A 24062-nucleotide genomic window follows, 5' to 3' on the forward strand; every position below is an offset into this window, starting at 1 on the left:
AACACCCCTCTCGAACGTGAGTTCGAGAGGGATCCTACAGTTTGTACACACGCGCTGCGTTCTCCGACGCGATGAGTCGCGCGATCCGGTGTGCGTCGTCCTCGAGGAACGCGTCACGGTGCAGACCATCGGCCAAGAAGTCGGACAACGCGCGCCGGAACAGCAACGCGCCGAGGTAGTACAACTCGGGCAGTGCGAACGCGTCCGACGAGAACAGGAACTTGCCGTACGGCACGATCTCCAGCGCCTCCGCGAACACGCGCGACGCCTGATGCCCCAGACCGTGTGTCGCCAGCCCGAGGTCGCAGAACACGTGCGGGAACACCTGCGCGAGATACCCGGCCTGCCGGTGGAACGGGTAGTTGTGCAGCAACAGGATCGGCACGCCCAAGCCCGAAGTCGCGCGCAGGAACGGCGTCAACAACGACGGATCGCAACGGTGCAGATCGATGTCCGAGTCGCCATAGCCCACGTGGAACTGCAACGGCAACCCCGCGTCCAACGCCTCCCACGCCAGCCACGAGATGACCACCGGATCCTTCAACGGCCCGGGATTCCGCGCCCGCCAGACGTTCATCGCCCGCAACGCCTCGCTCTCGGACGGCCGCTCACCGCTCAGCGCCAGCCCCATCCGGTACGCCGCAACGGACTTCGCCCCCACCACGGACGGCGCCCGCAGCCGCTGACGCAGCTGGTGCAGAAACTCGGTCTCCGTCGCAGCCGCGGACAGCTCCTCCGCCAGATGCTCCAGCCGCACGATGTCGTGCGACACCGCGCCGGCCAGCGACGCCAGCTCCCCCGCCGCGAGCAACCGCTCCGGCTGGAACCCTCCGTCCACGAGGAACGTGTGGATCCCGGAGGCCATGAGGAACGTCCGCGACACCTCGGTGATGTGCAGAGAATTCCTCCGTTCGAGGTACTCCTCCGCGGACGCGTGCCGGGGCAGGTCCAGCAGCGGAGCGCACCACCGCCGCACCGCGAACCCGATGGCCGAGTCGAAGAAGGACCCGCCGAGTGGCGCCACCCCGTCGGCCTCCAGGAGCAGCGACTCGAACTCCTCACGCGTGCTGTCGGCGCGCAACACGCCGTGGCAATGGTGATCTATCAGCCCGAGTTCGGCGACGAACGGCAAGATGGCCATAACCTTAGGATCGTGGACTCTGCGGAACGGGACCAGCGGTTCGACCGGGCGACGGAACTCTTCGACGGTCTGAACGCCAGGGACGTGCGCGTCGTCGCGCTCACCTGGGTGGACAACAGCGGCATCACCCGGACGAAATCCGTTCCGCTGCGCAGACTGGCCCACGCGGCAGCGCACGGCGTGGGCGCGTCACCGGTGTTCGACGTGTTCCTGTTCGACGACTGGATCATCCAGGGGCGCTTCGCCGGCGGCCCTGTCGGCGACCTGCGCCTGCACCCGGACCTCGACCGCATCACCGTGCTCGCGGGCCAGCCCGGCTGGGCCTGGGCGCCCGCCGATCGTCACTTCCAGAACGGCGTCCCGTACCCGATGGACCAGCGCCTGCAGGCCCGCAAGGCGCAGCGGAACCTCGCCGACCGGGGCTTCAGCGCCAAGGCGGGCTTCGAGATCGAGTGGTGCGTGGGCAAGCCGGACACCGACGACTGGGTGCCCGCGACGAGCGGCGCCGCCTATGGCCACGCACGGCAGGTGGAGCTGTCCGACTACTGCGTGGACGTCCTCAACGCGTTGGACCAGCAGGACGTGGAGGTCCTCCAGTTCCACCCCGAGTACGCCGCCGGCCAGTTCGAGGTCTCCACCGCACCGGAAGACCCGCTCGCGGCAGCGGACACCGCGGTGCTCGTGAAAGAGACCATCCGCGCCGTCACGTTCCGCCACGGCCTGCGGCCGTCGTTCTCCCCGAAGGTGGTCAACGGCGGCGTCGGCAACGGCGGCCACCTCCACTTCAGCCTCTGGCGCGACGGCACGAACCTCTTCGAGGGCTTCCACGACGAGGCCAAGCAGTTCACCGCCGGCGTCCTCCACCACATCCGTGCGTTGTGCGCCATCGGCAGTCCCTCTCTCGCGAGCTACCTACGGCTCGTGCCGCACACGTGGTCGGCACCGTTCGTGGCGTGGGGCGAGGAGAACCGCGAAACGGCGCTGCGCCTGATCCGGGACAACCTCGAGATCAAGTGCTTCGACCTGACCGCGAACCCGTACCTCGTGGTCGCGGGCGTCATAGCGGCCGGTCTGGACGGCATCGCGACCCAGGCGAGCCTCCCCGAGGGCCTCAACGTCGACCCGGCGCTGCTCGACGACATCCCGCGCCTGCCCACCTCGCTCAAAGAAGCCGTCGAGGAGTTCGAGAAGGACGCCGTGCTCACCGAGGCGTTCGGCAAGGAGCTGGCGGGCACGATCGCCGACGTGCGGCGCGGCGAGATGGAGCGGTACAAGGACGCGAGCCCTCAGGGCATCGCCAACGTCACTCGCTGGCGCCACTGATCTCCTTGCGCAGCCGCGTCAACGCCCGGTGCTGAGCCACCCGCACGGCACCGGGCGTGGAACCGACCGCCTCCGCCGTCTCCTCCGCGGACAACCCCACCACCACACGCAGCACAACAATCTCGCGCTGCTTCTCGGGCAACACGCGCAGAAGAGCAGCCATCTGCTCGGACAACTCCCCCTGCATCGCGCGCTGCTCGGGTCCAGCTTCGGTGTCGGTCGACTCCGGCACCTCCGCCACGGCCTCCGCGCGGTTCCTCGCGAAGCTCCGGTACGAGTCGGCGACCTTGTGCGCCGCGATCCCGTAGACGAAGGCCAGGAACGGACGCCCCTGATCGCGATACGACGGCAACGACGTCAGCACGGCGAGGCACACGTCCTGCGCGACGTCATCTGCCGACGCGAACGATCCAACGCGCGCACGGCAGTACCGGACGACCAACGGCCTGATGGTCCCTAGCAGCCGGTTGATGGCCGCACGATCCCCGGCCACAGCGCGCGCGACGTGGTCGTCGGCCGCCTCGGGCTTGCGCGAGTAGTACGAGGGCGCGGGTGGATCGACCGGCTCCTGACCGCCAACGCCCGCAGTCCGCTCGACCAACGCGTCGAGGGTCCCCTTCGAGACGTCGACGGGCCCACCGACCGACGACCGTTCAACGGCCCCCGCGGGAACCCTGCGATGCAGAGCGGGTGTGAACTCCACGCAGATCACCGATCCTCTTCTGAGCGCTGACGTGCGGTGAGCCGGGCGCGCCGGATTCGCCCTTCGACAGCGCGTGGGGTGAGACGCGTGATCTCCGCGATCTCCGCGTGCGAGTAGCCCTGGTCGTGCAGGATCAGCAACCTGCGGCTGTCCTCGCTCAGGGCCTCGAACACCGCGTTCACGGCCTGTTGCTCCACGACGGCGTCCTCGGGGGTCCCCTCGGTCACGACCTGTTCGAGTGAGGCGAAAGAGTCCAGCAGGTCCACGTCCCGCCAGCTGTTCATCCGCGTCTGCCAGCGCCGGTAGACGTTCGGGAACGCCAGCACGCACGCGTTGACGAAGTACTCGTTCAACGGCTGACCGTGCTCGACGGACCACTGCCTGCCGAGCAGCCCGCGATCGCAGAAGTAGACGAACCCCTCGAAGACCGCGTCGCTCGCCAGCTCCTCGGCTTCCTGCGGCGGAATGACCTGCTGCTGCAGGTGCCGGCCGTGACGGCCGCACCGGGAGAACATGGCCCCCGACCGCACGAGCTTTGTAACGATCGCGAGTCCGTGCCCGAGAAGCCGGCGGTGGAACTGGTCCCAGCGCGGCCCCGTCAGTCCTGACTCGCGGAAGTGCTGCACCAGCACCCCGTCGAAGCGCAGCCGTTCGGCCGCCTGCGCCGCGTCAGAACCCCTCATGCCCATAGGTATGTCGTTTGGACGCATTCACCCCACGCAGACCAAACGAGATTCACCCGATCGGTATAACCGCTGCGGCTATTTCCTTGCGCAGCCGCCCGAGCGCACGGTGCTGAGCGACGCGAACGGCGCCCGGCGTCGACCCCACGGCCTCCGCCGTCTCCTCAGCCGAAAGACCCACCACGACGCGCAGCACGAGGATTTCGCGCTGCTTCTCCGGCAGCAGGCGCAACAGGTCGCCCATGGTCCCGTTCAGCTCGGCCTGGAGGGCGAAGTCCTCCGGCCCGGCACTCCGCGAAGCCTGGTCGGGCACCTCCGCCATCGGCTCCGCACGGTTACGAGCCAGCGCCCGATGCGCGTCGGCCACCTTGTGCGCCGCGATGCCGTAGACGAACGCCAGGAAGGGCCTGCCCTGCTCCCGGTAGGTCGGAAGCGCCGTCAACACGGCCAGACACACGTCCTGCCCGACGTCGTCCGCGGTTGTCGCCGAACGCCCCACTCGCGCGCGGCAGTACTTCACGACCAGCGGACGCAGGTAGCGAAGTAGCTGGTCAATGGCCCTGCGCTCACCCTGCACAGCCTGGTTGACCAGTTCCGCGGATAACGCCGAACTCTCCATCCGAAGTCCCCTCTTCGACATCCCGCAGGAGAGACGTGCGACACGTCGGTCCTTATGCGGAAAGTAGGGAGAAACTTCAAACGTCACCCGTTCGTAGCAATCATCAGGGGTTGGTAATAGGCGTGGAGCAACCACTCCGCGTTACCAAAGCCCGCACGCTCGGCCAATTCGGTGATTTCGTCACGAGTAATCGCCCAATATCGTGCTTTCCCAACGACGACGCGCCACTGCTCGGATTCGGCCAGCTGGAACATCTCCAGCTCGTACTGGTCGCCGTCCCAATGCCACAGCTGGAACGACACGGTTCGACCAGGTCCAACGGAAGGTGGTGTCGACAACGGCCGTTCACGCCGGATCTCGTCGTAGTCGCGCGTCGAGATGATGAGCCGACCACCCGGCCGCAGCACACGGCGCATCCCACGCAACGCCGCCAGCATGTCGTCCGAGGTCAACAGGTGCGGCAGAGCGTTGTCCGCTGCGAGCACGACGTCGAACGAGGCATCGGCGAACGGCAGCGACCGCATGTCCGCGACCAACGCGGGCAACGACACCCCACGCGCAGAGGCCTCCACAACGGCCCGAGACGCCGCCACAGGACTCAGGTCGGCCCCTACGACGTCGTAGCCACGCATAGCCAGCCCGATGGCCTGTGTGCCGATGCCGCACGCACAGTCCAGAACGTGCGCGTCGGCGGGAATGAACTCCGAGAGCTGTGACGCCTGGCGGGCCATCGACGCGTCCCAGTCCGGGAACATCAGGTCGTACGTCCCGGCCAGCCCGTCGTAGAACGCCCCGGTCAAATCAGCTCCTCGACCCCCACGGACGTACGCAGCTTCGCCAGCGCCCGGTGCTGGGACACGCGCACCGCACCCGGCGTCGAACCGACCGCCTCGGCCGTCTCCTCCGCCGACAGGCCGACCACCACGCGCAGCAGCAGGATCTCGCGCTGCTTGTCCGGCAGCTCCTCCAGCAACTGGCCCAGCCGCACCGACAGCGACCCGAGCAGCGCGCTCTCCTCGGGGTCGATGGCCAGTGACGGCCCGTCCGGCACCTCGGCGACCGGTTCGGACCGGTTGCGCGCCGACACCCGGTGCGCGTCCGCGACCTTGTGCGCGGCGATGCCGTAGACGAACGCCAGAAACGGCCGGCCCTGCTCGCGGTAGGTGGGCAGCGCCGTCAGGACCGCCAGGCAGACCTCCTGCGCCACGTCGTCCGCCGACGCGTACGCGCGCTCGGTGCGGCCGACGCGCGCGCGGCAGTACCGCGACACGAGCGGTCGCACGGACGCCAGCAGCTGTTCGACGGCACGCCGGTCACCCGCAACAGCCTCGTTGACCAATGAGGCCAGCAGGTCGGAGCTCTCCATGTCGGTCGGTCCCTACGTCGGCAGCGGAGCCACTATTTTTCGCCGCGAAATCGTTTGGGACCACTCATCAGGACCATAAAAGTCTCTAATGCAAACGATTCAGGCGGTACGGCGGGCGAGCACGTGCAGGCGGGCGGCGACGTCTCTGAGCGGGGACCGCGTGGCAGCGGCCAGCTCCAGCTCGGCGAGCGCGTCGGCGGCACCCGGATTCGCGTCCAGCACGACGCCGGGCACGAGGTCGGAAACGATGCCGTGACCTTGCAGGAGCTCGACAGAAAGCCCCGCCTCGAGAACCAGCTTCTCAAGACCTGGGACGTCGAACCGGCGCTGCAACGGGTCACGCGTACCCGCGAGCTGGCCGGCGTCGTCGTCCAGCAACCTCCGGGCGTCGACGATACGGCCGGCGATCGCGCGATGCAGGATCGCCGCGAACCTGTTCGCGACCAGCACCGACACCGCTCCTCCCGGCGCGACGGCCGCGGCCAGCGAGGACAGCGCGGACGCCGCGTCGTCGACCACCTCCAGCAGGCCGTGCGCGAGCACAAGATCGGCCTCACCAGCGGGAACGCCGAGCGAGTCGGTATCGCCCTGGACCGCGTTGATCGTCACGCCGGCCTCCCGCGCACGGGTGTGCAGCGTGGCCAGCGCGTTCGGCGAGGGCTCCACGACCGTGACCGCGCAGCCCGCCGCGGCGAGGGGCACGGCCCAGACACCGCTGCCACCGCCCACGTCGAGAACGCGCGGGGGTTCCCCACCCCTGCGCGTGCGTGCGGCGGCCAATTCGGCGTCGAGCACCCTGTGTACGGCGTCCGGTCGCATGGCAGTAAGAGTAGGAGACCCTAGAGTGGGCCTGTGCATACGGTGTCCGTGCTCAGCCTCAAGGGAGGCGTCGGCAAGACGACGGTGGTGCTCGGCCTCGCCTCGGCCGCTCTCCGTCGCGGCGTCCGCACCCTGGTGATCGATCTTGATCCGCAGTGCAACGCCACGTCGACGCTGGAGCCAGAGGAATCCAAGGCGAGCATCTACGACGTCCTGCAGGACCCGTCCGAGGAGAACCTCGAGCAGGCGATCCGCCCGAGCAGGTGGGGCGACGGCATCGACGTGCTGTCCGGGTCGGAGGACGCCGAGCTGCTCAACCACCCGGATCCGAACGAGTCGCGGCTGCACCGGCTGAAAGACGCGTTGCGCACGTTGCGGGACATGTACGACGAGTTCCCGTACCACCTCGTGCTGCTCGACTGCCCGCCGTCGCTGGGCCAGCTGACCCGCTCGGCGCTGGTGGCGGCCGACCGCGCGCTGCTGGTCACCGAGCCGACGATGTTCGCGGTGGCGGGCGTGCAGCGGGCGTTCGAGGCGGTGCAGAACGAGCGCGAGCAGAACAACGCCGACCTGCAGCCGCTGGGCGTCGTGGTGAACCGGGTGCGGCCGCGGTCGCACGAGCACCAGTTCCGCATCGACGAGCTGCGCGACATCTTCGGCCCGCTGGTGATGCCGGTGGCGTTGCCGGACCGGCTCGCCGTCCAGCAGGCCCAGGGCGCGTGCATGCCGATCCACGAGTGGGGCACGCCGGGAGCGCGTGAGGTGGCGCTGGCGTTCAACCTGCTGCTCGCCCGCATCCAGCGCATCTCGCGGAGCAGACGCAGGGCCGTGCACAGCGACTTCGACGACGACGAGATCCAAGAGGCGGTGGATGCCTGAGGGCGACACGGTCTTCCTGGCCGGCCACCGGATGCACGAGGCGTTGGCCGGGAAGACGCTGCGGCGCGGCGAACTGCGCCACCCTCGACTGTCCACACTGGACCTCGCAGGGCTCGACGTCGTTGCCGTCCGAACGTACGGCAAGCACATGTTCACGAGGTTCTCCGACGGCAACAGCCTGCGCAGCCACTTCCGGATGGACGGCGCCTGGCACCTCTACCGGCCGGGCGAGCGCTGGCGCCGCCCCGCACACCAGGCCCGCGCGGTGCTGGAGGTGGACGACCGGCAGGCCATCGGGTTCGCGTTGCACGACATGGAGTTCGTGCCGACCTCCCGCGAAGATGAGCTGATCTCTCATTTGGGACCGGATCTACTCGCGCCGGATTTCGACGCCGCTGAGGCCGTTCGGCGGTTGACCGAAAACCTTTCGCGGCCTATCGGCCTCGCATTGCTGGACCAGCGGGTGATGGCCGGAGTCGGCAATCTCTATCGCGCGGAGGTCTGTTTCCTCCTGGGCGTTCTGCCGACGGCACCGGTGTCGTCCGTCGACCCGGCACGCGCGGTTGCGTTGTCGCGCAAGCTGTTGCAGGCGAACCAGTGGCGGCCGGAACAGATCACCACCGGCGACCGGCGCATCCAGCACTACGTTTTCGAGCGCACCGGCAAACCGTGTTTGCGTTGCGGCACAAGGGTCCGATCGGGCGAGTTCGAGACGAGAATCGTGTACTTCTGCCCAAAATGCCAGTCAGGTTGAACCGGGACGCTCTCCTGGCCGTGTCCTCCGACATGGCGGTAAATCTGGATGCGCTGCGCCCCGGCTTCACCGACGACCCGTACTCGGTGCTGAAGAGCCTGCGCGAAGCCGGTCCCGTGCACCGGGTCGAGGCCTCCGGCGTGCCGATGTGGCTCGTGACCCGCTACCCCGACGTGCGTGCGGCGTTGGACAACCCGCTGCTGTCCTCGCACGGCTCCGCGCTCGCCGAGCCCCTGCGCGGCCACCCGCACTTCGCGTCGTGGTGGTTCGGCGACCTGTCGGACCACATGATGAACAGCGACGCGCCCGACCACACCCGCCTGCGCCGCGCGGTGTCGAGCGAGCTCACGACGCGCCGCATCGCCGCGCTGCGCCCCCAGGTCGAGGCGCTGGCGGCCTCCCTGGCCGACGCCTTCGCCGACGCGGGCCGCTGCGACCTGATCGCGGACTTCGCGGCACCGCTGCCGATCATCGTGCTGATGGAGCTGCTCGGCGTCCCGGCCGTGGACCAGGAGAACTTCCGCTACTGGGCGGACGTGGTCACCGGCCTGGCCGACGGCGACGCGTCCTCTGCCCGTGAGGAGGCCTCCGGCTACCTGCAGGACCTGGTGGCGCACAAGCGCACGTCCGGCGACGACGACCTCATCGGGGCCCTGGCCCGCGCGACCGGCGAGGCCGCGCTGACCGACCGCGAACTCGCCTCTCTCGCGTTCCTGCTGCTCGTGGCCGGCTACACGACCGCCGTGGACCTCGTCGGCAACGGCACGCTGGCGTTGCTGCGCCACCCGGAGCAGTTGGAGCTTTTGCAGCGCTCGTCGTCACTGCTGCCAGGAGCCATCGAGGAGTTCCTGCGCTTCGACGGCCCGACCTCGCACCTGATCCGCTTCGCCGCCCGACCGGTGACGATCGGCGGCGTGCAGATCCCGGCGGGCGACGTCGTGCTGCTGTCCCTGGCCTCCGCCGAGCACGACAGCGCGCGTTACCCCCGAGCCGACCAGCTCAACATCGAACGGGCGGACCGCCAGCACCTGGCGTTCGGCCACGGCATCCACTTCTGCCTGGGCGCGCCGCTGGCCCGGCTGGAGGGCGAGGTGGCGTTCCGGACGCTGCTGTCTCGGTGCGCTGGGCTGACGCTGGACGTGACGCAGCCGCTGGGGTGGCGGGTGTCGCTGGGCAGCCGCGGGTTGCGGACGCTGCCGGTGACGTTCCGGACCAAGCCGGCCATGCCGCTGGACGAGCAGATGACGGTGAAGGTCCAGAAGCCGATGTAACGGCCTGGCTGGAAGTCGGCAATCATTGGCGTGAGTCAGCCGATGACAGTTCCAGTCCACCCACCGCCGGTCACGGCCGCGGCACGCACGTTCGAAGCCATCTACCAGGCCGAGTTCGACGTCGTGACGGCGTACTTCGCGCGGCGCACCGCGGACCCGCAGACCGCCGCCGACCTCACCGCGGACACGTTCGTCGCCGCCATCACCTCGTTCGCGACCTTCGACCGCACCAAGGGCACCGCCCGATCCTGGCTGCTGGGCATCGGCCGCCGGATCTTCGCGCAGCACTGCGAGGCCGTCACGCGTGGCCGGGACGTGGTCGTGCGCATGAACGGCCGCCGTGCGCTGTCCGGTGACGAGATCGACGACCTCGTGGGCCGCATCGACGCCGAACGCGAAGGTCGCGAGCTGGTCGCGGCGATGGCCGCGTTGCCGGCGCTCGACCGCGAGGTCGTCGAGCTCGTCGACCTGGTCGGCATGACACCGAAGGAAGCCGCGGCCGTGCTGGGCGTCTCGTCCGGCGCGGTGCGGATCAGGCTCTTCCGAGCACGCGGCAAGTTGAGGGGGCAGGCATGACTTTCAAGGAGAACCTTCTGGACGACCTGATGCGTGAGCACGGGCCGGCGGTGGCCGAACCTGAGCCGTCGAAGCGATCGACCAGGCCGCTGCTGGTGGCGGCCGGGACGTTGGCGGTTGCCGGCGTGGCCACCGTGGCGATCACCACGAGCGGCAGCGCTCCGGAGGCGTACGCGGTCACCAAGAACGCGGACGGCAGCGTCACGGTGACCATCAAGGACATCAAAGGGGTCGCCCCTGCGAATGCGAAGCTGCGCGAGTACGGGATCCACGCCAAAGCGGTACCGATGTCGCGTGAGTGTCCTCCGCTCGACGAGAGCAAGATGAAGATCGCTGAGGACTACAAGCTGCCGCGCCAGAACGAGGCGGACGGGTCGGTCACGATGAGCCCTGGCGACGTCCCGGACGGGTGGACGATCCTGCTGGGTGTCTCGAACCTGCCGAACCGCGGCACCGGACTGGGCTACACCGGTCCGCACCGCGACCCGGCGCCGGACTGCTTGGACGAGGTCGGCGACTAGGGAGCGCGCGCCCACCCTGAACTGGCGTTATAGGGTGGGCGCGTGGTCTACAAGCAGGTGGTTCGCAGGGCGTTGTTCGGAATGCACGGCGGCGACGCGGAGCGGGTCCACGAGACCACGCTCGCCGTCATGGCCCGGCTGAGCCCGCTGGCGAGGTTCGCGCGCAACCAGAACAACCCGCGCACCGTCTTCGGCGTCCGGTTCCCCAATCCGGTCGGCCTCGCGGCGGGCCTCGACAAGGACGGGCGTGCGCTGCCGGCGTGGGCCGCGCTCGGGTTCGGGTTCGTCGAGGTCGGCACCGTCACCTGGCACGCCCAGCCGGGCAACCCGAAGCCGCGGCTGTTCCGGCTCCGCGAGGACGAGGCGATCATCAACCGGATGGGTTTCAACAACGCCGGAGCCCAGGCGCTCGCCGACCGGCTAGACCGGATCACCCTCAGGGCGCCGCTGGGAATCAGCCTCGGCAAGTCCAAGATCACGCCGGTCGAGGACGCCGTCCAGGACTACCTCAACTCGCTCGAAGCGCTGAAGAACCACGGCGACTACTACGCCATCAACGTCAGCTCGCCGAACACGCCGGGACTACGCAGCCTGCAGGACAAGGGCGCGCTCACCGAGCTCGTCCAGGCGCTCACCGCGGCCACGGACAAGCCGATGCTGGTCAAGATCGCGCCCGACCTCACCGACGACGCCATCGAGGAGGTCATCCAGGTGTGCGTGGACAACGGCGTCAAGGGCCTCATCGCCACGAACACCACCCTCAGCCGTGAGGGCCTCCAGAGCCCCCACAGGACCGAGACCGGCGGCCTCAGCGGCAAGCCGCTCACCCAGCGCGCGAACGACGTCGTCCGGTTCATCACCAAGAACAGCGAGCTGCCGGTCATCGGGGTCGGTGGCATCGCGAGCGCGGACGACGCCAAGCGCATGATCGACGCCGGGGCGAGCCTCGTGCAGATCTACACCGGGTTCATCTACGAGGGGCCGGGGCTGGTGTCGAGGATCAACCGCGCGCTGCGGTGATCAGGTGCGGCGGGCGGCTCGCAGCCAGCGCATCACCGGGTGCAGGATCACGACGAGCAGCGAGCCCCACACCATGCCGCCCATCGACAGGTCGCCGATCTCGATGGTCAGGTCGCCGACACCGGCCACCAGCGCGGCGCCGCCGACCATCGCGTTGACCGGGCTCGTGAGGTCGACGCCGCGGTCCATCCAGATCCGCACGCCGATGAGCACGATCAGGCCGTAGAGCACCAACGTGCAGCCGCCCAGCACACCCGCCGGGATGGTGCCGAACAGCGCGATGGCCTTCGGGGAGAACGCGAGCGCCGCGGCGATCACACCGGCGAACGCGAACGCCGCCGTGGAGTACACGCGTGTCACGGCCATGACGCCGATGTTCTCGGAGTACGTCGTCGTCCCGACACCACCGCCCAGACCGGACAGCGCCGTCGACAGCCCGTTCGCGATGATCGCGTCGCCCGCGCTGCCGTCGAGGTTGCGGCCGGTCAGCGCCGCGACGGCCTTCACGTGGCCCACGACCTCGGCCACCAGGACGATCACGACCGGCAGCATCAGCAGCACGACGGACGGCCGCAGCTCCGGCTGGTACACCTGCGGCAGGCCCACCCACGCGGCGTCGCGCAGGGCCGTGAACTTCTCCGCGGGGACCGCGCCGAACGCGAGCCCGCCCAGCCAGGCCGCCACGAAGCCCAGCAGGACCGCGAACCGGTTCAGCAAGCCCCTGCCCAGCACGCCGGCCAGCAGGATCACCACGGTCGTCAGAGCGGCCAGCAACGGCTGCCTGGCGAAGTGCGAGGTGGCCTGGTGCGAGAGGTTCAGGCCGATGATGATCACGACGGCGCCGGAGACGACCGGCGGCATGACCGACTCCAGCAGCCGCACGCCGAGTGCCTTGACCGCGATGCCGACGACGATCACGAGCAGACCGGCGGCGACGACACCGCCGAGCTGAGCCGCGATGCCCTGTTCGCGGGCGGCGACGAGAGGCGCGACGAACGCGAAGGACGAGCCCAGGTAGCTCGGGACGCGGTTCTTGGTGATCACCAGGAACAGCAGCGTGCCCAGGCCGGAGAACAGCAGCGTGGTGGCGACGGGGAGGCCGGTGGCGGTGGGGACGAGCACGGTCGCGCCGAACATCGCGACCAGGTGCTGCACCCCGAACCCGATGGTGAGCGGCCAGCTCACCCGCTCCTGCGGTGCGACGGTTTCACTGTCGGTGATCCGACCGTCCCCGTGCACGGTCCACAACGCCAACGCACTGCCTCCCGGCAACCCAGCCGGACTTCCCGCTGCCCGGCCCCGGAATCCTGCCACGCCATGTAGTGGCTACGGCTAGATAACGGTCTGATAATCACACGATCGCCGTAAAGATCTCCAGGGGGGACCGTCGAATAGGCGCATGCGACTACAAAGCGTCACATCAGTGCGCTGAATAGCCTGACACGTCCCGCATCGCCGACGCGAGACCAGCCATGTGGTCGGTGGCGTCGTCCAGCACCTGGCGCGGATCCTGGAACGCCGTGCTCGCCGCCAGCGCCTGACCGGCGGCCGCCACCAGCGAACAGTAGCGGTCCACGCCGTCCGCCAGTTGGATTCTGAGCACGCGCACGCCCTCGACGAGCGGTGCGCGCTCCAGCGGCGGCGCGGTGTTCCTGGCGCGTTCCACGGCCTGGAGCTGGGCTGACACCGACCGGATGGCCGCGGAGGCCTCCTGTGCGGTCTGCCGGGCGTGCTGGACGGATTCCGTCGGCATCGACGTGAGCATCGGCGAGTCGAGCTGGCGCAGCAGCTCGGTCATCGCGTCCTCCGCCTCGTGGAGCTTCTCCATCGGGATGCGCGCGGCGGAGATGTGGGCGGGCAGCGGTGGCCGCGGAGCGGGCGGCGGGGACAGCTCCAGCCGCTGCTTCGCGGATTTGAGCTCCCGCAGCTTGAACCCGCTGCGGACGGCGAGCAGGCCGGGCAGGGCGGCACCGATCGTGCCGGTGACGGTCGCCCACGTGCCGAGCACGCCGGTGAAACCGAAGACGGCCAGCGTGCCGAAGATCGTGATCAACGCGAGCCAGAACGTCAGCACGGCGTTGGTGCGCTTGCGCTTGCGCTCGAGCTTCGCGCGGGGGTCGTTCCACTTGTGCAGGCGGTAGCGCGCCTGCTCGGCCAGCGGGTGGCCCTGGAGCGACGCACCCAACTCGTTGACGACCTTGCGGACGATCTCGTTGTTGGGACGGTTTCTCCAGGGCTCCATGATCACCTGCTGACCCCTCCTGCCCCCTCGTCAGAACTCAGTTCTGAGCCGGCGGGACCTGCTGCTGCGTGGTCTTCTGCTCCTGCTGGACGCGCTGCGCGATCTCGGCCTGGATCTGCGCCGCGGCGCTGTTGCCCGCGGTGACCTGCGGCGGCGTGCTGCTCTGGCCACCGTGCATGGACGCGCGGATCTGCTCGAGACGCGAGGCGCCGGCGAGCTGCGTGGTCGAGGCCTGGACCTCGAGCATGCGGCCCTGCACCGAGTTCTGGGCCAGCTCGGCGGACCCGATCGCGGTGGCGTAGCGCTTCTCGATCTTGTCGCGGACCTCTTCCAGCGACGGCACGTTGCCCGGCGCGGCGAGCTCGCTCATCTGGGTCAGCGACGCGGAGACCTGCTCCTGCATCTTCGCCTGCTCCAGCTGGCTGAGGAGCTTCGTGCGCTCGGCGAGCTTCTGCTGCAGCATCATCGAGTTGCGTTCGACAGCCTGCTTGGCCTGTGCGGCGGCCTGCAGCGACTGGTCGTGCAGCGTCTTCAGGTCCTCGATGCCCTGCTCGGCGGTGACGAGCTGGGTGGCGAAGCCCTGGGCGGCGTTCTCGAACTGCTGGGCCTTCTGCTCGTCACCCTTCGAGCGCGCCTCGTCGGCGAGCACGAGCGCCTGACGCGCGGAGGACTGCAGCTTCTCGACCTCGCCGAGCTGCCGGTTCAGCTTCATCTCCAGCTGCCGCTGGTTTCCGATCACGGCCGCCGCCTGCTGAGAAAGCGCCTGGTGCTGACGCTGCGCCTCCTCGATGGCCTGCTGGATCTGCACCTTCGGGTCAGCGTGCTCGTCGATCTTGGACGAGAACGATGCCATCAGGTACTTCCAGAACTTCACGAACGGACTGGCCATCTCCTACGCCTGCCTTCTCGGTGCCGGTGTTGGATCCATCGTCTCAATTGTGCGTCGGCGGTTCCACCAACCTGGGGAGATATCCGGGAAGACCCCGACCCACCCCGGGACTTTGGATTGAACGCCCGACGGCGCCCAATCCTGCCCGCACCCGCGCCCCGAGACGCGGTGACCCAGCGTGCTGTGGCCAAGCCGTTGCCTGCCGATCAGCACGCTGCCGTCGTTGCCAGTTGAACGTGCGAGCGGCCACCGTTGTTGCAGACCGTCACGTGTTCGGGGCCACAGCGGTACGCGGGGAGCTTTCGTACTCTCCTGCCGTACGAAAGCTCCCCGCGTACCGTCCCGAACGGGCGAATGCGAGCGACCCCGTCCGCATTCGTGGCGAACGGGGTCGAGGACGACATGATCAAGCTGCGACGACGGCCTTCGGCGGCTCGCCGATCTTGCTCGTGAGCCGATGACTGAGCATCGGCTGCAGGCGCAGGTCGGACAGGTCGTCCGAGAGCGTGGTCGGCAGCACGCGGCCACCTTCGAGCTTGCCGTGCTCCGAACGGCCGTCGGGGACGGTGTCCGGCACCGTGTCGGGCGTCTGCGAGACGGCGCCGATGTCGGAGGCGACGTGGTGCAGCAGCTCGGACAGCGGCAGCTCTAACGCTTCACAGATGGCCGCGAGGAGCTCGCTGGACGCCTCTTTGCGGCCGCGCTCCACCTCGGACAGGTACCCCAGGCTCACGCGGGCGGTCCGAGAGACCTCGCGCAGCGTGCGGCGTTGGTTGGTGCGGGCATGGCGAAGCCGATCACCGATCGCCTCGCGTAGCAGCACGGTCATCGCGCGCCTCCTTCCGGCCGGCCGTGTCCCTACGTTACCGATCGACACCGACAACGGGCAGTGACTTCCGAACACGTCCGCCAAGGGCGAACGAACGCGAAGTCATCGTTTGTTCCCGTCTGCGGTCATCAGCAGGTATTCCGACAGCAGGACCAGCGCTTTCTCCACGGCTGTGGAACGCACCGCTTTCCGGTCGCCACTCACCGTGATTGTCCGCACTGTGGACACTCCAGGCCCGCTCAAGCCGATGTGGACCGTTCCTGGAGCGACTCCGTCCTGCGGGTCAGGTCCGGCGACGCCGGTCAGCCCGATTCCCCAGTCCGATTTGCACCGGTTCCGGGCGCCCTGCGCCAGTTGGATCGCAACGTCGGGATGCACGGCGCCGTGCTCGTCGAGCAACTGCTGATCCACGCCGGCGAGCTCTTGTTTGAGCTCGGTGGCGTAGACGATCAACCCACCGCGGACCACGGCACTCGCCCCCGGTGTGTCGACGATCGTCGCGCACAGCAGACCCGCGGTCAGCGACTCGGCAGTGGCTACGGTCTGCCCACGCGCCTTCAGCAGGTCGACGACGTTCGTCACGCCACCGCCCTACCCGCGCGGGCTTTCAACTTAAACGCGCGGATGACGTAATCGATTCCCGTGACGACCGTGAGGATCAGTGCCGCGGCCATGATCACCCAGGCGATGACCGCGATGACGTCGTTCTGCGGCAGCAGGAACAACCCGATGGCGATGATCTGCAGCAACGTCTTGGCCTTGCCACCGCGGCTGGCCGGGATCACGCCGTAGCGGATCACCCAGAACCGCAGCAGCGTCACGCCCACCTCGCGTACGGCGATGACGATCGTGATCCACCACGGCAGCACGTCGAGGATGCTCAGGCCCACCAGCGCGGACCCGGTCAGCGCCTTGTCCGCGATCGGGTCGGCGATCTTGCCGAAGTCGGTGATCAGCCCGTGCTTGCGGGCGAGCGTGCCGTCGATGTGGTCGGTGAAGCTCGCGACGGCGAAGATCCCGAACGCGATGAGCCGCCACGTCGTGTCGAAGCCGCCCGCCGCGAACAGTGAGAGCAGGAAGACCGGGACCAGTGCCATCCGCGCCATCGTGAGGACGTTGGCGACGTTGAGCAGCGGGACCTTCCTGGCCTCCGTCATGTCGGCAACACCTCGATTGGCTCGACGACCAGGTCGACGCCCTCGGAGTCGACCACGCGGCACCGCACGAGGTCACCGCGCTTGAGGTCCTCGCCTTCGAGCACGATGCACTCACCGTCGACCTCGGGCGCCTGGTGCTCGGCCCGGCCGACGCAGTCCTCCTCGGCAGCGTCGTCGGCCTCGTGCTCGATCAGCACGACGACCTCCGAGCCGACCCGGTCCTCCGCCCGCTGGCTGGTGAGCTCCTCGACGAGGTTGCCGATGCGATGCACCCGTTCGGCGATGGTGTCCGCGTCGAGCTTGCCGTCGAGGTTCTCGGCCTCGGTGCCATCCTCGTCCGAGTACCCGAAAATGCCAACCGCGTCGAGCCTGGCCTCGGTCAGGAAGCGCTCCAGCTCCTGCAGGTCCTCCTCGGTCTCGCCGGGGAAGCCGACGATGAAGTTGCTGCGGATGCCCGCCTCGGGCGCGTGCTCGCGGATCTGCCACACGAGCTTGAGGAAGCTGTCGGTGTCGCCGAACCGGCGCATGCGCCGCAGCACGTTCTCGCTGGAGTGCTGGAACGACATGTCGAAGTAGTTCGCGACCTTCTCGGTCTTCGCGATGGCCGCGACGAGACTGGGCTTGGTCTCGGCGGGCTGCAGGTAGCTGATCCTGACCCGCTCGACGCCGGGGACGGACGCGAGACGTGGGAGGAGCTGTTCGAGGGCGCCCTGCTCACGCGGCAGGTCCTTGCCGTAGCTGGTGCTGTTCTCGCTGACGAGGAACAGCTCCTTGACGCCGTTCTCGGCGAGCCACATGGCCTCGGCCACGACCTCGTCGGGGTGCCGCGACACGAACGCGCCGCGGAAGCTCGGGATGGCGCAGAACGAGCACCGCCGGTCACAGCCGCTGGCGATCTTCAGCGGGGCCACGGGGGCGTCGTCGAGGCGCTTGCGGGGTGTTTTGGTCGGGCCCCAGCCGTGGCCGGGCACCTGGACGTTGTCCTTGGCGTCCTGGCGCTCGACCGGCGTGATCGGGAGCAACGTGCGGCGGTCGACCGGCACGTGCGACTCGATGGGCTTGCCGTGCAACACGTCGTTGAGGCGCTCGGCCAGGTCGTTGTACTGGTCGAACCCGAGCACCGCCGCCGCCTCGGGCAGGCTGTCCGCGAGCTCCTTGCCGTACCGCTCGGCCATGCACCCGACCGCGACGACCTTGGCGCCCGTGTCGGAGGCCGCCAGCAGCGTGTCGACCGAGTCCTTCTTGGCCTGCTCGACGAAGCCGCACGTGTTGACGACGACGACGTCGGCTTCGGAGCCCTCGTCCACCAGCTCCCAGCCGCCTTCGCCGAGGCGTCCGGCGAGTTCCTCGGAGTCGACCTCGTTGCGGGCGCAACCCAGGGTCAGCAGCGACACGCGTCGCGGAGTGGTGGGAGAAGACACGGTGCTCAGCGTAACCGGCCGCAGTGTCAGACCTTGAATTCAGTGCTTCCGAACGACCTCGACCAGCCGCCACATGTCACTCGAAGGGTTGCCTGGCCCCAACGCCTTGGCCCGCGCGACCGCCTTGTCGACACGCTCGGCGAACAGAGCGAAGTCGAGCACGCCCTTCGAATAGCGAGGCAGATGCCTGCGCAACTTCTCGGCGGCTGCCATCGGACTGGCGATGCCGGCGGTGCAGTCCGCGAAGTGGAGGATCAACCACACCTCGAAGCACGGATTCGACACAGCCAACGAGATGCCTGTCGCAACGGCAACGGCAACGGCCTCGTCGATGTCGAAGTCGTCGACATCGACGACACACCAGTACTCGTCGAATCCATCGCGGTCCTTCTCACGCAGCTTCACCGCGTGCCTCACAAGTTGCGCAGGTGAGCCGACTTTGACGACCGATCTCAAGGTCACCGGCTTGGAGAGACGCTTCAACCCGTCCAGATACGCCCGCTCTGTCTGCCCGCAGCACACCGCAAGCACGCGACTGGCCGACGTCCGCGACGGCGTCCGACGACGACGTGGCGTGTTCTCACGCCGCGCCATCGACACCTCGGAGGACTGCGGACACGAACGTCTCGGTCTCGACGTCAGGGACGGCACCGTAGCTACCACCGAGATAGCGGCGCTCCAGGTTCTCGCCCTCCTTACGCGGCTTGAAATCGGTCAATGGGTACAGATCAGACGCACCCCCGGAGTTCTTGTCGACGAACCAGACGTCCTCACGGGTGAGCACCTCGTCACCGAGGACGGGGCTGAGCAGGCTAGCGTCGTGTGTGGTGAACACGAGCTGCGCGCCGCCCGCGTTCGCTTCAGTGCTCCGGAACAGTCCGACAAGCGCCGCGGTGAGACGAGGGTGCAGGCTCGCATCGATCTCGTCGACGACCAACGTTCCCCCGTGGCGGAGCATTGACAGCGTCATGGGCAACATCATCAGCCAGGAGAGCGTGCCCGCCGACTCCTCGGCGATGTCGAACGGTTCGTTCTGCGGTCCGTGTGTGAGCTGAATCCGCCGTCGTTTCCCGATCGCATCCCGTAGAAGCTGGCTGGCCCGGCCACGCGGCATGTCAGGATCCATCACGCGCTCGATGACCGACATCTCAGCTTCGTCAACTGGCCGGTTCTCTCCGTGCAGCACGCCGGTGATGCCGAGGTCAGCGACTCTCAGCAGATCCACGACCTGCCTGGTCAGGCTGTCGTTGGCGCCACGGAAGAAGTGCGTGATCAGCTCGTGGTCGAACCCGGCGTCCACCTGACGGTGGAACACCAGTTTGCTGGTGAACCACCGTTGAACAGGAAGCACAGCCTCGATTCCTGATTGTGCGGCAAGACTCAGGAACAGGGCGTTCGGCCGGAGGAGCCCGGTCAGCACATCGCCCTTGGCGGCCCCCTCGGCGACCGTGGTACCGAACTTGAGCTGACCTCCGACGCGTTCGAAGAGGACACGCTTGCGCTTCTCGGGGTAGCTGTACAGCCACTCCTCCAGCACGCGGTGATCGTCCACCTGGAAGCCGTACGTGTACCGGACACCGGCTTCGACCAGCTCGACCACGTACACCGAGGGCCGGTCAGGTAACCCGTCGAGCTTGAACGGCTGTCTCGGCACGCCGCCATCCGGCGCCCATACCGCGAACGAGTCGCGTACGGCCTGGACCATGAACCGCAGGCCGTCGACAAGGTTCGACTTCCCCGAGGCGTTCGCTCCGTAGATCGCAGCTACCGGCAGAACGTCGCGATCCTTCGAGTAGGCAGGCATGAGCAGCAACTCACGCTCGTCACGAAACGAGCGGTGGTTCCCGAGCCGGAAACTTCGAAGCACTGATCATCCACCTCCAGAAGCAGACTACAGGCTCCATGGTGCGAGTAAACCGCAGAAAGCACCCTGAAGCGGTCCAATTCAAGTGGCTTCACGATCGGCACCACTGCTCGCCACAAGTTCGGGAGGCCAGCTCATACTTGTTCCTCGTGACCAGTGGGGTAGTCGTGCGGCGCGCCCGCACCAGCGATGTGCGCGCCATGAAGGCGTTGATCGACGGGTACGCGGGCAAGGTCCTGCTGGCCAAACCCCTGGTCACGCTCTATGAGGCGGTCCAGGAGTTCTGGGTGGCCGAGGAGGACGGCGAGCTGCTCGGCTGCGGTGCCCTGCACGTGATGTGGGAGGACCTGGCCGAGATCCGCAGTGTCGCCGTGTCCCCCATGGCGCTCGGCCGGGGCGTGGGTCACCGGATCGTGGCCCAGCTCATCGCGACGGCCAAGGAGCTGCAGCTCGCGCGCATCTTCGTGTTGACGTTCGAGACCAAGTTCTTCGGCAAGCACGGGTTCGTGGAGATCGAGGGCACGCCGGTGAGCCCCGAGGTCTACGAGGAGATCATGCGATCGGTCGACGAGGGTGTCGCCGAGTTCCTCGACCTCAGCTACGTGAAGCCGAACACCCTCGGCAACAGCCGGATGCTCCTGGAGTTGTAACTCTTCGAGTGATTACTCGAAGAGTCTTGACTCAACGAACGGTGCGGACCATGATCGGTCCGTGACCGAATCGCTGACCATCGACGAGCTCGCTGCCCGGATCGGCCTGCCCAGCAGCACCATTCGCATGTACCAGACGAAGGGTGTGCTGCACGCGCCGAGAAGGCAGGGACGCGTGGCGTACTACGACGCCTCGCACGTCGAGCGGTTGACGCTGGTCCAGCGGTTGCAGCAGCGGGGGTTCTCGTTGCCGGCGATCGCGGAGCTGATCACGGCACGCGAAAAGGGCGAGTCGGTCGCCGCGGTGCTCGGCATGGGCGAGACCGAGGGGCCCGACGACTGGGTTCGGATCAAGGTGCGCGACATCAAGCACCTGATTCCGATGGGAGACGTCCAACCGCGACTCCTCCTCCGGGCTATGCGGTTGGGCTTGGTGCGGTGGAAGTACGGCTGGCCGCACGCGCGTCGCTGGGCGCTCGAGGCAGGCGGCAGGCTCGCCGGCCTGCGGGTGCCCAGCGATGACGTCATGGACAGCTTCACGCGCCTGCGCACGGCGACCGACGCGATCGCGGCGGACTTCGTGCGGTTGTTCGAGCAGCAGTTCTGGCCGGAGCTCGCCCGCAAGGCCGGTGACGAGAACCAGCTGGAGAACGTGCGGACGTTGCTCGTCGAGCTGACCTACACGGCGGAGACCGCGGTGGTGGGGACGCTGCGGGAGTCCATCCGGGACGCGGCGGAGGAGTTCGCGTCGCGCCACGGGTTGCTGCCCAGCGACGAGTTCCAGCCCGCGTGGGCGGAGCAGCCGCTGCCGCCGATCGCCGAGAAGATCGTCGATCCGGACGGCGAACTGCCGAGCGAGCAGGAGATCGAGAGATTCCTGGCGAGGGGGGACGAGGATGAGCCTGGTCGCTGATCCCGCGTGGCACGCCCAGCTGAGAGACGAAGGACTTGTCGTGTACGCGGGAGCGGATCTCGCGTACCTGATCCCAGACCTGCCCAGGGCGGTGGCCGTGGCGCTGGCAGGACTGTTCGAGCCGGTGTTGAGGGGAGTGGCTCGAACGGTCGACGAAAGCCGGTTGGGGGAACCGGTTCGCCGGCACGTGGCCCAGCTGAGGACCCTGGGCGCTCTCCGCCCGGCGCGGTTGCCCGCAGACGAGCACCAGCCGATGGGGGTCGGCACGCGGTTCGTCGGCGAGGCACCCGCCGGGCTGGTGGAGCGGTTGCCGCACAACGAGAATCCGGACCTCCTGCTCGTCGTGCGGACCACCGGCACGTTGGTCGACCTGGTCGAGGTGGCGCGCGAGACGAAGGTTCCGCACCTGTTGCTGGACCTCGCGTACCACCACACCGCCGCCATCGGCCCCTTCGTGGTGCCCGGTGCCGGCGCGTGCCTGGCGTGCCTCGCGGTGCGGGCCGGGCGGCGGTGGGGGGATCCGCCGCCTCCGCCGCAGCCTGCGGCCATGACGTTCGACTTCCCGATTTCTCTTGCGCTGCAAGCGGTTCAGAACATCCGCAACGGTTCGCTGGCGCTGCTGGACGCGGTCGTGACCGTCAACCTCGACGAGTTCACGACGACCCGCGAGAGCGTGCTGCCCGCCGCGGGCTGCGAGATCTGCCCCGCGCTACCAGTTGGGCGTGTGCCCTTGCCTTGGGGGAACCATGACGACAGCAGTTCGACTACCTGACCAGTTCTCACCCGGTGCCGCCGCCGCGAACGCCGCGACGCCCACCTGTTGCTGTTGTTGTTGCTGTTGCGCGGTTTCCTCGGTCGGCGCGGCCGTGCACATCCCGGCCGCACTGCACGAGGACACCAAACACCTGGAAAAGCCGCGCTGGGCCCTCGTTCTGCCGGCCGCTCTCTACCCGCTCCTCGTCGTCGCGCTGCCGGTCGTCACCTGGGGTGCGATCTTCGACCTGCACTGGGGCTGGTGGGTCGGCGGCTTCGGGCTCGCACTGGTCTGGGCGCTCGCGGTCGGCTCGATCGCGAAGTCGCCGAAGCCCTTCGGCAGCGCGCGCCGCCTGCTCGGCTGGGCCGTGCTGTGGTGCCTCGAACCCTTCGTCGTGCTGACCGTGCTGGGCCCCATCGCCTCGTACGTGCACATCTCGGTGGCGCTGGTGATCTACGGCGGCGCGGCGCTGGCGCTCGGGTACTCGCTCTGGAAGCACTACCGGGGCAAGCGGTGAAGACCGTCGCGGAGGCGCTGATCGAGCGCGCGGTCGGGTGGCGGCAGGGTGTGGTGTCACAGCTGCACCCCGTGCCGCACAGTCTGTCCGATGTGGACGTCGAGGGCTGGGCCGCGGTGCCGGAGCCGTTCGCCACCGGCGGTACTTCCGGTGGCACGTCGAAGGTTGCCGCGATAGCCGAGGCTTTGGAACGCCACGCGGCCGCGCGAGCTCCGCTGGAGATCGTGACGGACGGCGAGTGCTGGCCGTTGGAACACTTCAGCCTGCACACGGTCGAGCAGCGCGTGCGCGGCGATTACCGCTACCGCAAGGGATACGTCGACACCCGGTACACGCGGGTGTGGACGTTGCCGGACAACTCGCCGGTCCGCGTTCCCGTCGGCCTGGTCGGCCTGGACGCCTCCCACGGTCTGCCCACGACGTCGTCCGGACTGGCGGCGGGCCCGTCGACCACGAGCGCTTTGCTGAGGGCGACGCAGGAGCTGGTCGAGCGCGACGCGTTCACGACCACCTGGCTGCATTCCATCGCACCGCAGCGATTTTCGGCTGACCTTCCGCACGGCGTGCAGGCGTTCGACCTCACGCCCGACTACAGCCCGCACCCGGTGATCGCCGTCGCCGGATCGCTCCCGATCGCCGGGAAGCGGCGGCCGACGCTCGGGCTCGCCTGCCGCGCGACCGTGGCGGAGGCACTGCGGAAGGCCTACGAGGAGTGGGTGCAGGGCACGGTGTTCATCGAGGTGTGGTCGGCGCGCAACGGTGATCAGCCGATCGAGGAGGTCACCGACTTCGACAAGCACGCCGTCTACTACGCCACGCACCCGGACGAGTGGGACGTGCTGCCGTGGTTCGGCGGCATCGAGACGGACCCGCCGCCGGACGCCGCCCGCCGTGGCGCTGCCGGCGAACTGACCGAACTGGTGCACGCACTCGACGGCCGCGGCATCCGGCTCGCGTACCGGGAGCTCACCACGCCGGAACTGTCGGCCGTCGGGCTGCACTGCGTCCGCGTCCTCTCCCCCGACCTCGCGCCACTGCACTCCGACCACCGCTGGCCGCACCTCGGTGGCCGCGCCCGTGAACTGGAGTGGCGCTACCCGCACGCCTCGCCGGGCGTGTTCCCCAATCCAGCACCGCATCCGTTGGGGTGA

Annotated in this window: 28 protein-coding genes; 12 read left to right on the plus strand and 16 right to left on the minus strand. The window is 68.4% G+C overall.

Going from position 1 to position 24062, the window contains the following annotated elements:
- Window positions 1–34: 34 nt before the first annotated feature.
- Entirely contained in the window at window positions 35–1141 is a 1107-nt protein-coding gene (locus JOD27_RS18490; protein WP_204763484.1) for an amidohydrolase family protein, read from the minus strand.
- 12 nt (window positions 1142–1153) lie between these two features.
- On the opposite strand from JOD27_RS18490, the gene JOD27_RS18495 reads away from it, so the two are divergent.
- Complete coding sequence (locus JOD27_RS18495) at window positions 1154–2464, plus strand: type I glutamate--ammonia ligase (RefSeq protein ID WP_307830199.1); 1311 nt, start codon at window positions 1154–1156, stop codon at window positions 2462–2464.
- Here JOD27_RS18495 and JOD27_RS18500 read toward each other — a convergent pair.
- From JOD27_RS18500 to JOD27_RS18525, 6 genes are all read right to left on the minus strand, one after another.
- Window positions 2445–2957 (minus strand): sigma-70 family RNA polymerase sigma factor, encoded by a 513-nt coding sequence (locus tag JOD27_RS18500; RefSeq protein WP_307830241.1) that lies wholly within the window; start codon window positions 2955–2957, stop codon window positions 2445–2447. The genes JOD27_RS18495 and JOD27_RS18500 overlap by 20 nt on opposite strands.
- Before the next feature lie 215 nt (window positions 2958–3172).
- Window positions 3173–3850, minus strand: a complete 678-nt coding sequence (locus JOD27_RS18505; RefSeq protein ID WP_204763486.1) for an RNA polymerase sigma factor — start codon at window positions 3848–3850, stop codon at window positions 3173–3175.
- Between the two features lie 52 nt (window positions 3851–3902).
- The gene (locus tag JOD27_RS18510) at window positions 3903–4469 is read right to left on the minus strand and encodes a sigma-70 family RNA polymerase sigma factor (protein ID WP_239567653.1); all 567 of its coding nucleotides are present in this window, start codon (window positions 4467–4469) and stop codon (window positions 3903–3905) included.
- A gap of 83 nt (window positions 4470–4552) precedes the next feature.
- Window positions 4553–5269, minus strand: a complete 717-nt coding sequence (locus tag JOD27_RS18515; RefSeq protein WP_204763488.1) for a class I SAM-dependent methyltransferase — start codon at window positions 5267–5269, stop codon at window positions 4553–4555.
- On the minus strand, window positions 5266–5835 hold the full coding sequence (locus tag JOD27_RS18520) for a sigma-70 family RNA polymerase sigma factor (RefSeq protein WP_204763489.1): 570 nt from the start codon (window positions 5833–5835) through the stop codon (window positions 5266–5268). Before JOD27_RS18520 ends, JOD27_RS18515 begins: the two co-directional genes overlap by 4 nt.
- Before the next feature lie 99 nt (window positions 5836–5934).
- On the minus strand, window positions 5935–6654 hold the full coding sequence (locus JOD27_RS18525; RefSeq protein WP_204763490.1) for a class I SAM-dependent methyltransferase: 720 nt from the start codon (window positions 6652–6654) through the stop codon (window positions 5935–5937).
- 33 nt (window positions 6655–6687) lie between these two features.
- On the opposite strand from JOD27_RS18525, the gene JOD27_RS18530 reads away from it, so the two are divergent.
- Genes JOD27_RS18530 through JOD27_RS18555 form a run of 6 tightly spaced genes read left to right on the plus strand, consistent with a single transcriptional unit; the run spans window position 6688 to window position 11675 of the window.
- Window positions 6688–7533 carry a ParA family protein gene (locus tag JOD27_RS18530; protein WP_204763491.1) on the plus strand — a complete coding sequence of 282 codons (846 nt, stop codon included), beginning with the start codon at window positions 6688–6690 and terminating at the stop codon, window positions 7531–7533.
- Window positions 7526–8287: an Fpg/Nei family DNA glycosylase gene (locus JOD27_RS18535; protein WP_204763492.1), complete on the plus strand. Its 762-nt coding sequence runs from the start codon at window positions 7526–7528 to the stop codon at window positions 8285–8287. Before JOD27_RS18530 ends, JOD27_RS18535 begins: the two co-directional genes overlap by 8 nt.
- Window positions 8272–9558 carry a cytochrome P450 family protein gene (locus JOD27_RS18540; protein WP_204763493.1) on the plus strand — a complete coding sequence of 429 codons (1287 nt, stop codon included), beginning with the start codon at window positions 8272–8274 and terminating at the stop codon, window positions 9556–9558. The genes JOD27_RS18535 and JOD27_RS18540 overlap by 16 nt, the downstream gene beginning before the upstream one ends.
- A gap of 42 nt (window positions 9559–9600) precedes the next feature.
- Window positions 9601–10134: an RNA polymerase sigma factor gene (locus JOD27_RS18545; RefSeq protein WP_204763494.1), complete on the plus strand. Its 534-nt coding sequence runs from the start codon at window positions 9601–9603 to the stop codon at window positions 10132–10134.
- Complete coding sequence (locus tag JOD27_RS18550; protein ID WP_204763495.1) at window positions 10131–10655, plus strand: hypothetical protein; 525 nt, start codon at window positions 10131–10133, stop codon at window positions 10653–10655. The genes JOD27_RS18545 and JOD27_RS18550 overlap by 4 nt, the downstream gene beginning before the upstream one ends.
- Window positions 10656–10697: 42 nt before the next feature.
- Window positions 10698–11675: a quinone-dependent dihydroorotate dehydrogenase gene (locus JOD27_RS18555; RefSeq protein ID WP_204763496.1), complete on the plus strand. Its 978-nt coding sequence runs from the start codon at window positions 10698–10700 to the stop codon at window positions 11673–11675.
- Here the strand turns inward: JOD27_RS18555 and JOD27_RS18560 are convergent, their stop codons facing one another.
- From JOD27_RS18560 to JOD27_RS18600, 9 genes are all read right to left on the minus strand, one after another.
- Entirely contained in the window at window positions 11676–12860 is a 1185-nt protein-coding gene (locus JOD27_RS18560) for a uracil-xanthine permease family protein (RefSeq protein ID WP_307830200.1), read from the minus strand. It abuts the gene before it with no gap.
- A gap of 235 nt (window positions 12861–13095) precedes the next feature.
- Window positions 13096–13917, minus strand: a complete 822-nt coding sequence (pspM, locus tag JOD27_RS18565; RefSeq protein WP_204763498.1) for a phage shock envelope stress response protein PspM — start codon at window positions 13915–13917, stop codon at window positions 13096–13098.
- A gap of 37 nt (window positions 13918–13954) precedes the next feature.
- A complete protein-coding gene (locus JOD27_RS18570) occupies window positions 13955–14806 on the minus strand; it encodes a PspA/IM30 family protein (RefSeq protein ID WP_204763499.1) in 852 nt (283 codons plus the stop codon).
- A 406-nt stretch (window positions 14807–15212) separates the two neighbouring features.
- Window positions 15213–15635 carry a helix-turn-helix domain-containing protein gene (locus JOD27_RS18575; RefSeq protein WP_204763500.1) on the minus strand — a complete coding sequence of 141 codons (423 nt, stop codon included), beginning with the start codon at window positions 15633–15635 and terminating at the stop codon, window positions 15213–15215.
- 102 nt (window positions 15636–15737) lie between these two features.
- Window positions 15738–16217 (minus strand): CinA family protein, encoded by a 480-nt coding sequence (locus JOD27_RS18580; protein WP_204763501.1) that lies wholly within the window; start codon window positions 16215–16217, stop codon window positions 15738–15740.
- The gene (gene pgsA, locus JOD27_RS18585; protein WP_204763502.1) at window positions 16214–16792 is read right to left on the minus strand and encodes a CDP-diacylglycerol--glycerol-3-phosphate 3-phosphatidyltransferase; all 579 of its coding nucleotides are present in this window, start codon (window positions 16790–16792) and stop codon (window positions 16214–16216) included. Before pgsA ends, JOD27_RS18580 begins: the two co-directional genes overlap by 4 nt.
- A complete protein-coding gene (gene rimO / locus JOD27_RS18590; RefSeq protein ID WP_204763503.1) occupies window positions 16789–18213 on the minus strand; it encodes a 30S ribosomal protein S12 methylthiotransferase RimO in 1425 nt (474 codons plus the stop codon). Before rimO ends, pgsA begins: the two co-directional genes overlap by 4 nt.
- A gap of 39 nt (window positions 18214–18252) precedes the next feature.
- Complete coding sequence (locus tag JOD27_RS18595) at window positions 18253–18807, minus strand: RloB family protein (protein WP_204763504.1); 555 nt, start codon at window positions 18805–18807, stop codon at window positions 18253–18255.
- A complete protein-coding gene (locus JOD27_RS18600; protein ID WP_239567655.1) occupies window positions 18794–20017 on the minus strand; it encodes an AAA family ATPase in 1224 nt (407 codons plus the stop codon). The genes JOD27_RS18595 and JOD27_RS18600 overlap by 14 nt, the downstream gene beginning before the upstream one ends.
- 209 nt (window positions 20018–20226) lie before the next feature.
- Between JOD27_RS18600 and JOD27_RS18605 the strand changes: the two genes are divergently transcribed.
- The 5 genes from JOD27_RS18605 (at window position 20227) to JOD27_RS46090 (ending at window position 24062) form a co-directional block, all read left to right on the plus strand.
- Window positions 20227–20727 (plus strand): amino-acid N-acetyltransferase, encoded by a 501-nt coding sequence (locus JOD27_RS18605; protein ID WP_307830201.1) that lies wholly within the window; start codon window positions 20227–20229, stop codon window positions 20725–20727.
- Window positions 20728–20788: 61 nt separating this feature from the next.
- Window positions 20789–21640, plus strand: a complete 852-nt coding sequence (locus tag JOD27_RS18610; protein ID WP_204763507.1) for a MerR family transcriptional regulator — start codon at window positions 20789–20791, stop codon at window positions 21638–21640.
- Window positions 21624–22412 carry a hypothetical protein gene (locus JOD27_RS18615; protein ID WP_204763508.1) on the plus strand — a complete coding sequence of 263 codons (789 nt, stop codon included), beginning with the start codon at window positions 21624–21626 and terminating at the stop codon, window positions 22410–22412. The genes JOD27_RS18610 and JOD27_RS18615 overlap by 17 nt, the downstream gene beginning before the upstream one ends.
- A 94-nt stretch (window positions 22413–22506) precedes the next feature.
- A complete protein-coding gene (locus tag JOD27_RS46665; RefSeq protein WP_204763509.1) occupies window positions 22507–22911 on the plus strand; it encodes a hypothetical protein in 405 nt (134 codons plus the stop codon).
- Window positions 22908–24062, plus strand: a complete 1155-nt coding sequence (locus JOD27_RS46090; RefSeq protein ID WP_204763510.1) for a YcaO-like family protein — start codon at window positions 22908–22910, stop codon at window positions 24060–24062. Before JOD27_RS46665 ends, JOD27_RS46090 begins: the two co-directional genes overlap by 4 nt.

Source organism: Lentzea nigeriaca (assembly GCF_016907955.1).
Lineage (GTDB): Bacteria > Actinomycetota > Actinomycetes > Mycobacteriales > Pseudonocardiaceae > Lentzea > Lentzea nigeriaca.

Coding starts and splice junctions, on each gene's coding strand:
- JOD27_RS18545 (WP_204763494.1), top strand. CDS start 9,601: ATGACAGTTCCAGTCCACCCACCGCCGGTCACGGCCGCGGCACGCACG.
- JOD27_RS18505 (WP_204763486.1), bottom strand. CDS start 3,850: ATGAGGGGTTCTGACGCGGCGCAGGCGGCCGAACGGCTGCGCTTCGAC.
- pspM (WP_204763498.1), bottom strand. CDS start 13,917: ATGGAGCCCTGGAGAAACCGTCCCAACAACGAGATCGTCCGCAAGGTC.
- JOD27_RS18540 (WP_204763493.1), top strand. CDS start 8,272: ATGCCAGTCAGGTTGAACCGGGACGCTCTCCTGGCCGTGTCCTCCGAC.
- JOD27_RS18600 (WP_239567655.1), bottom strand. CDS start 20,017: ATGCCTGCCTACTCGAAGGATCGCGACGTTCTGCCGGTAGCTGCGATC.
- pgsA (WP_204763502.1), bottom strand. CDS start 16,792: ATGACGGAGGCCAGGAAGGTCCCGCTGCTCAACGTCGCCAACGTCCTC.
- JOD27_RS18510 (WP_239567653.1), bottom strand. CDS start 4,469: ATGGAGAGTTCGGCGTTATCCGCGGAACTGGTCAACCAGGCTGTGCAG.
- JOD27_RS18535 (WP_204763492.1), top strand. CDS start 7,526: ATGCCTGAGGGCGACACGGTCTTCCTGGCCGGCCACCGGATGCACGAG.
- JOD27_RS18570 (WP_204763499.1), bottom strand. CDS start 14,806: ATGGCCAGTCCGTTCGTGAAGTTCTGGAAGTACCTGATGGCATCGTTC.
- JOD27_RS18550 (WP_204763495.1), top strand. CDS start 10,131: ATGACTTTCAAGGAGAACCTTCTGGACGACCTGATGCGTGAGCACGGG.
- JOD27_RS18520 (WP_204763489.1), bottom strand. CDS start 5,835: ATGGAGAGCTCCGACCTGCTGGCCTCATTGGTCAACGAGGCTGTTGCG.
- JOD27_RS18595 (WP_204763504.1), bottom strand. CDS start 18,807: ATGGCGCGGCGTGAGAACACGCCACGTCGTCGTCGGACGCCGTCGCGG.
- JOD27_RS18525 (WP_204763490.1), bottom strand. CDS start 6,654: ATGCGACCGGACGCCGTACACAGGGTGCTCGACGCCGAATTGGCCGCC.
- JOD27_RS18490 (WP_204763484.1), bottom strand. CDS start 1,141: ATGGCCATCTTGCCGTTCGTCGCCGAACTCGGGCTGATAGATCACCAT.
- JOD27_RS18575 (WP_204763500.1), bottom strand. CDS start 15,635: ATGACCGTGCTGCTACGCGAGGCGATCGGTGATCGGCTTCGCCATGCC.
- JOD27_RS18615 (WP_204763508.1), top strand. CDS start 21,624: ATGAGCCTGGTCGCTGATCCCGCGTGGCACGCCCAGCTGAGAGACGAA.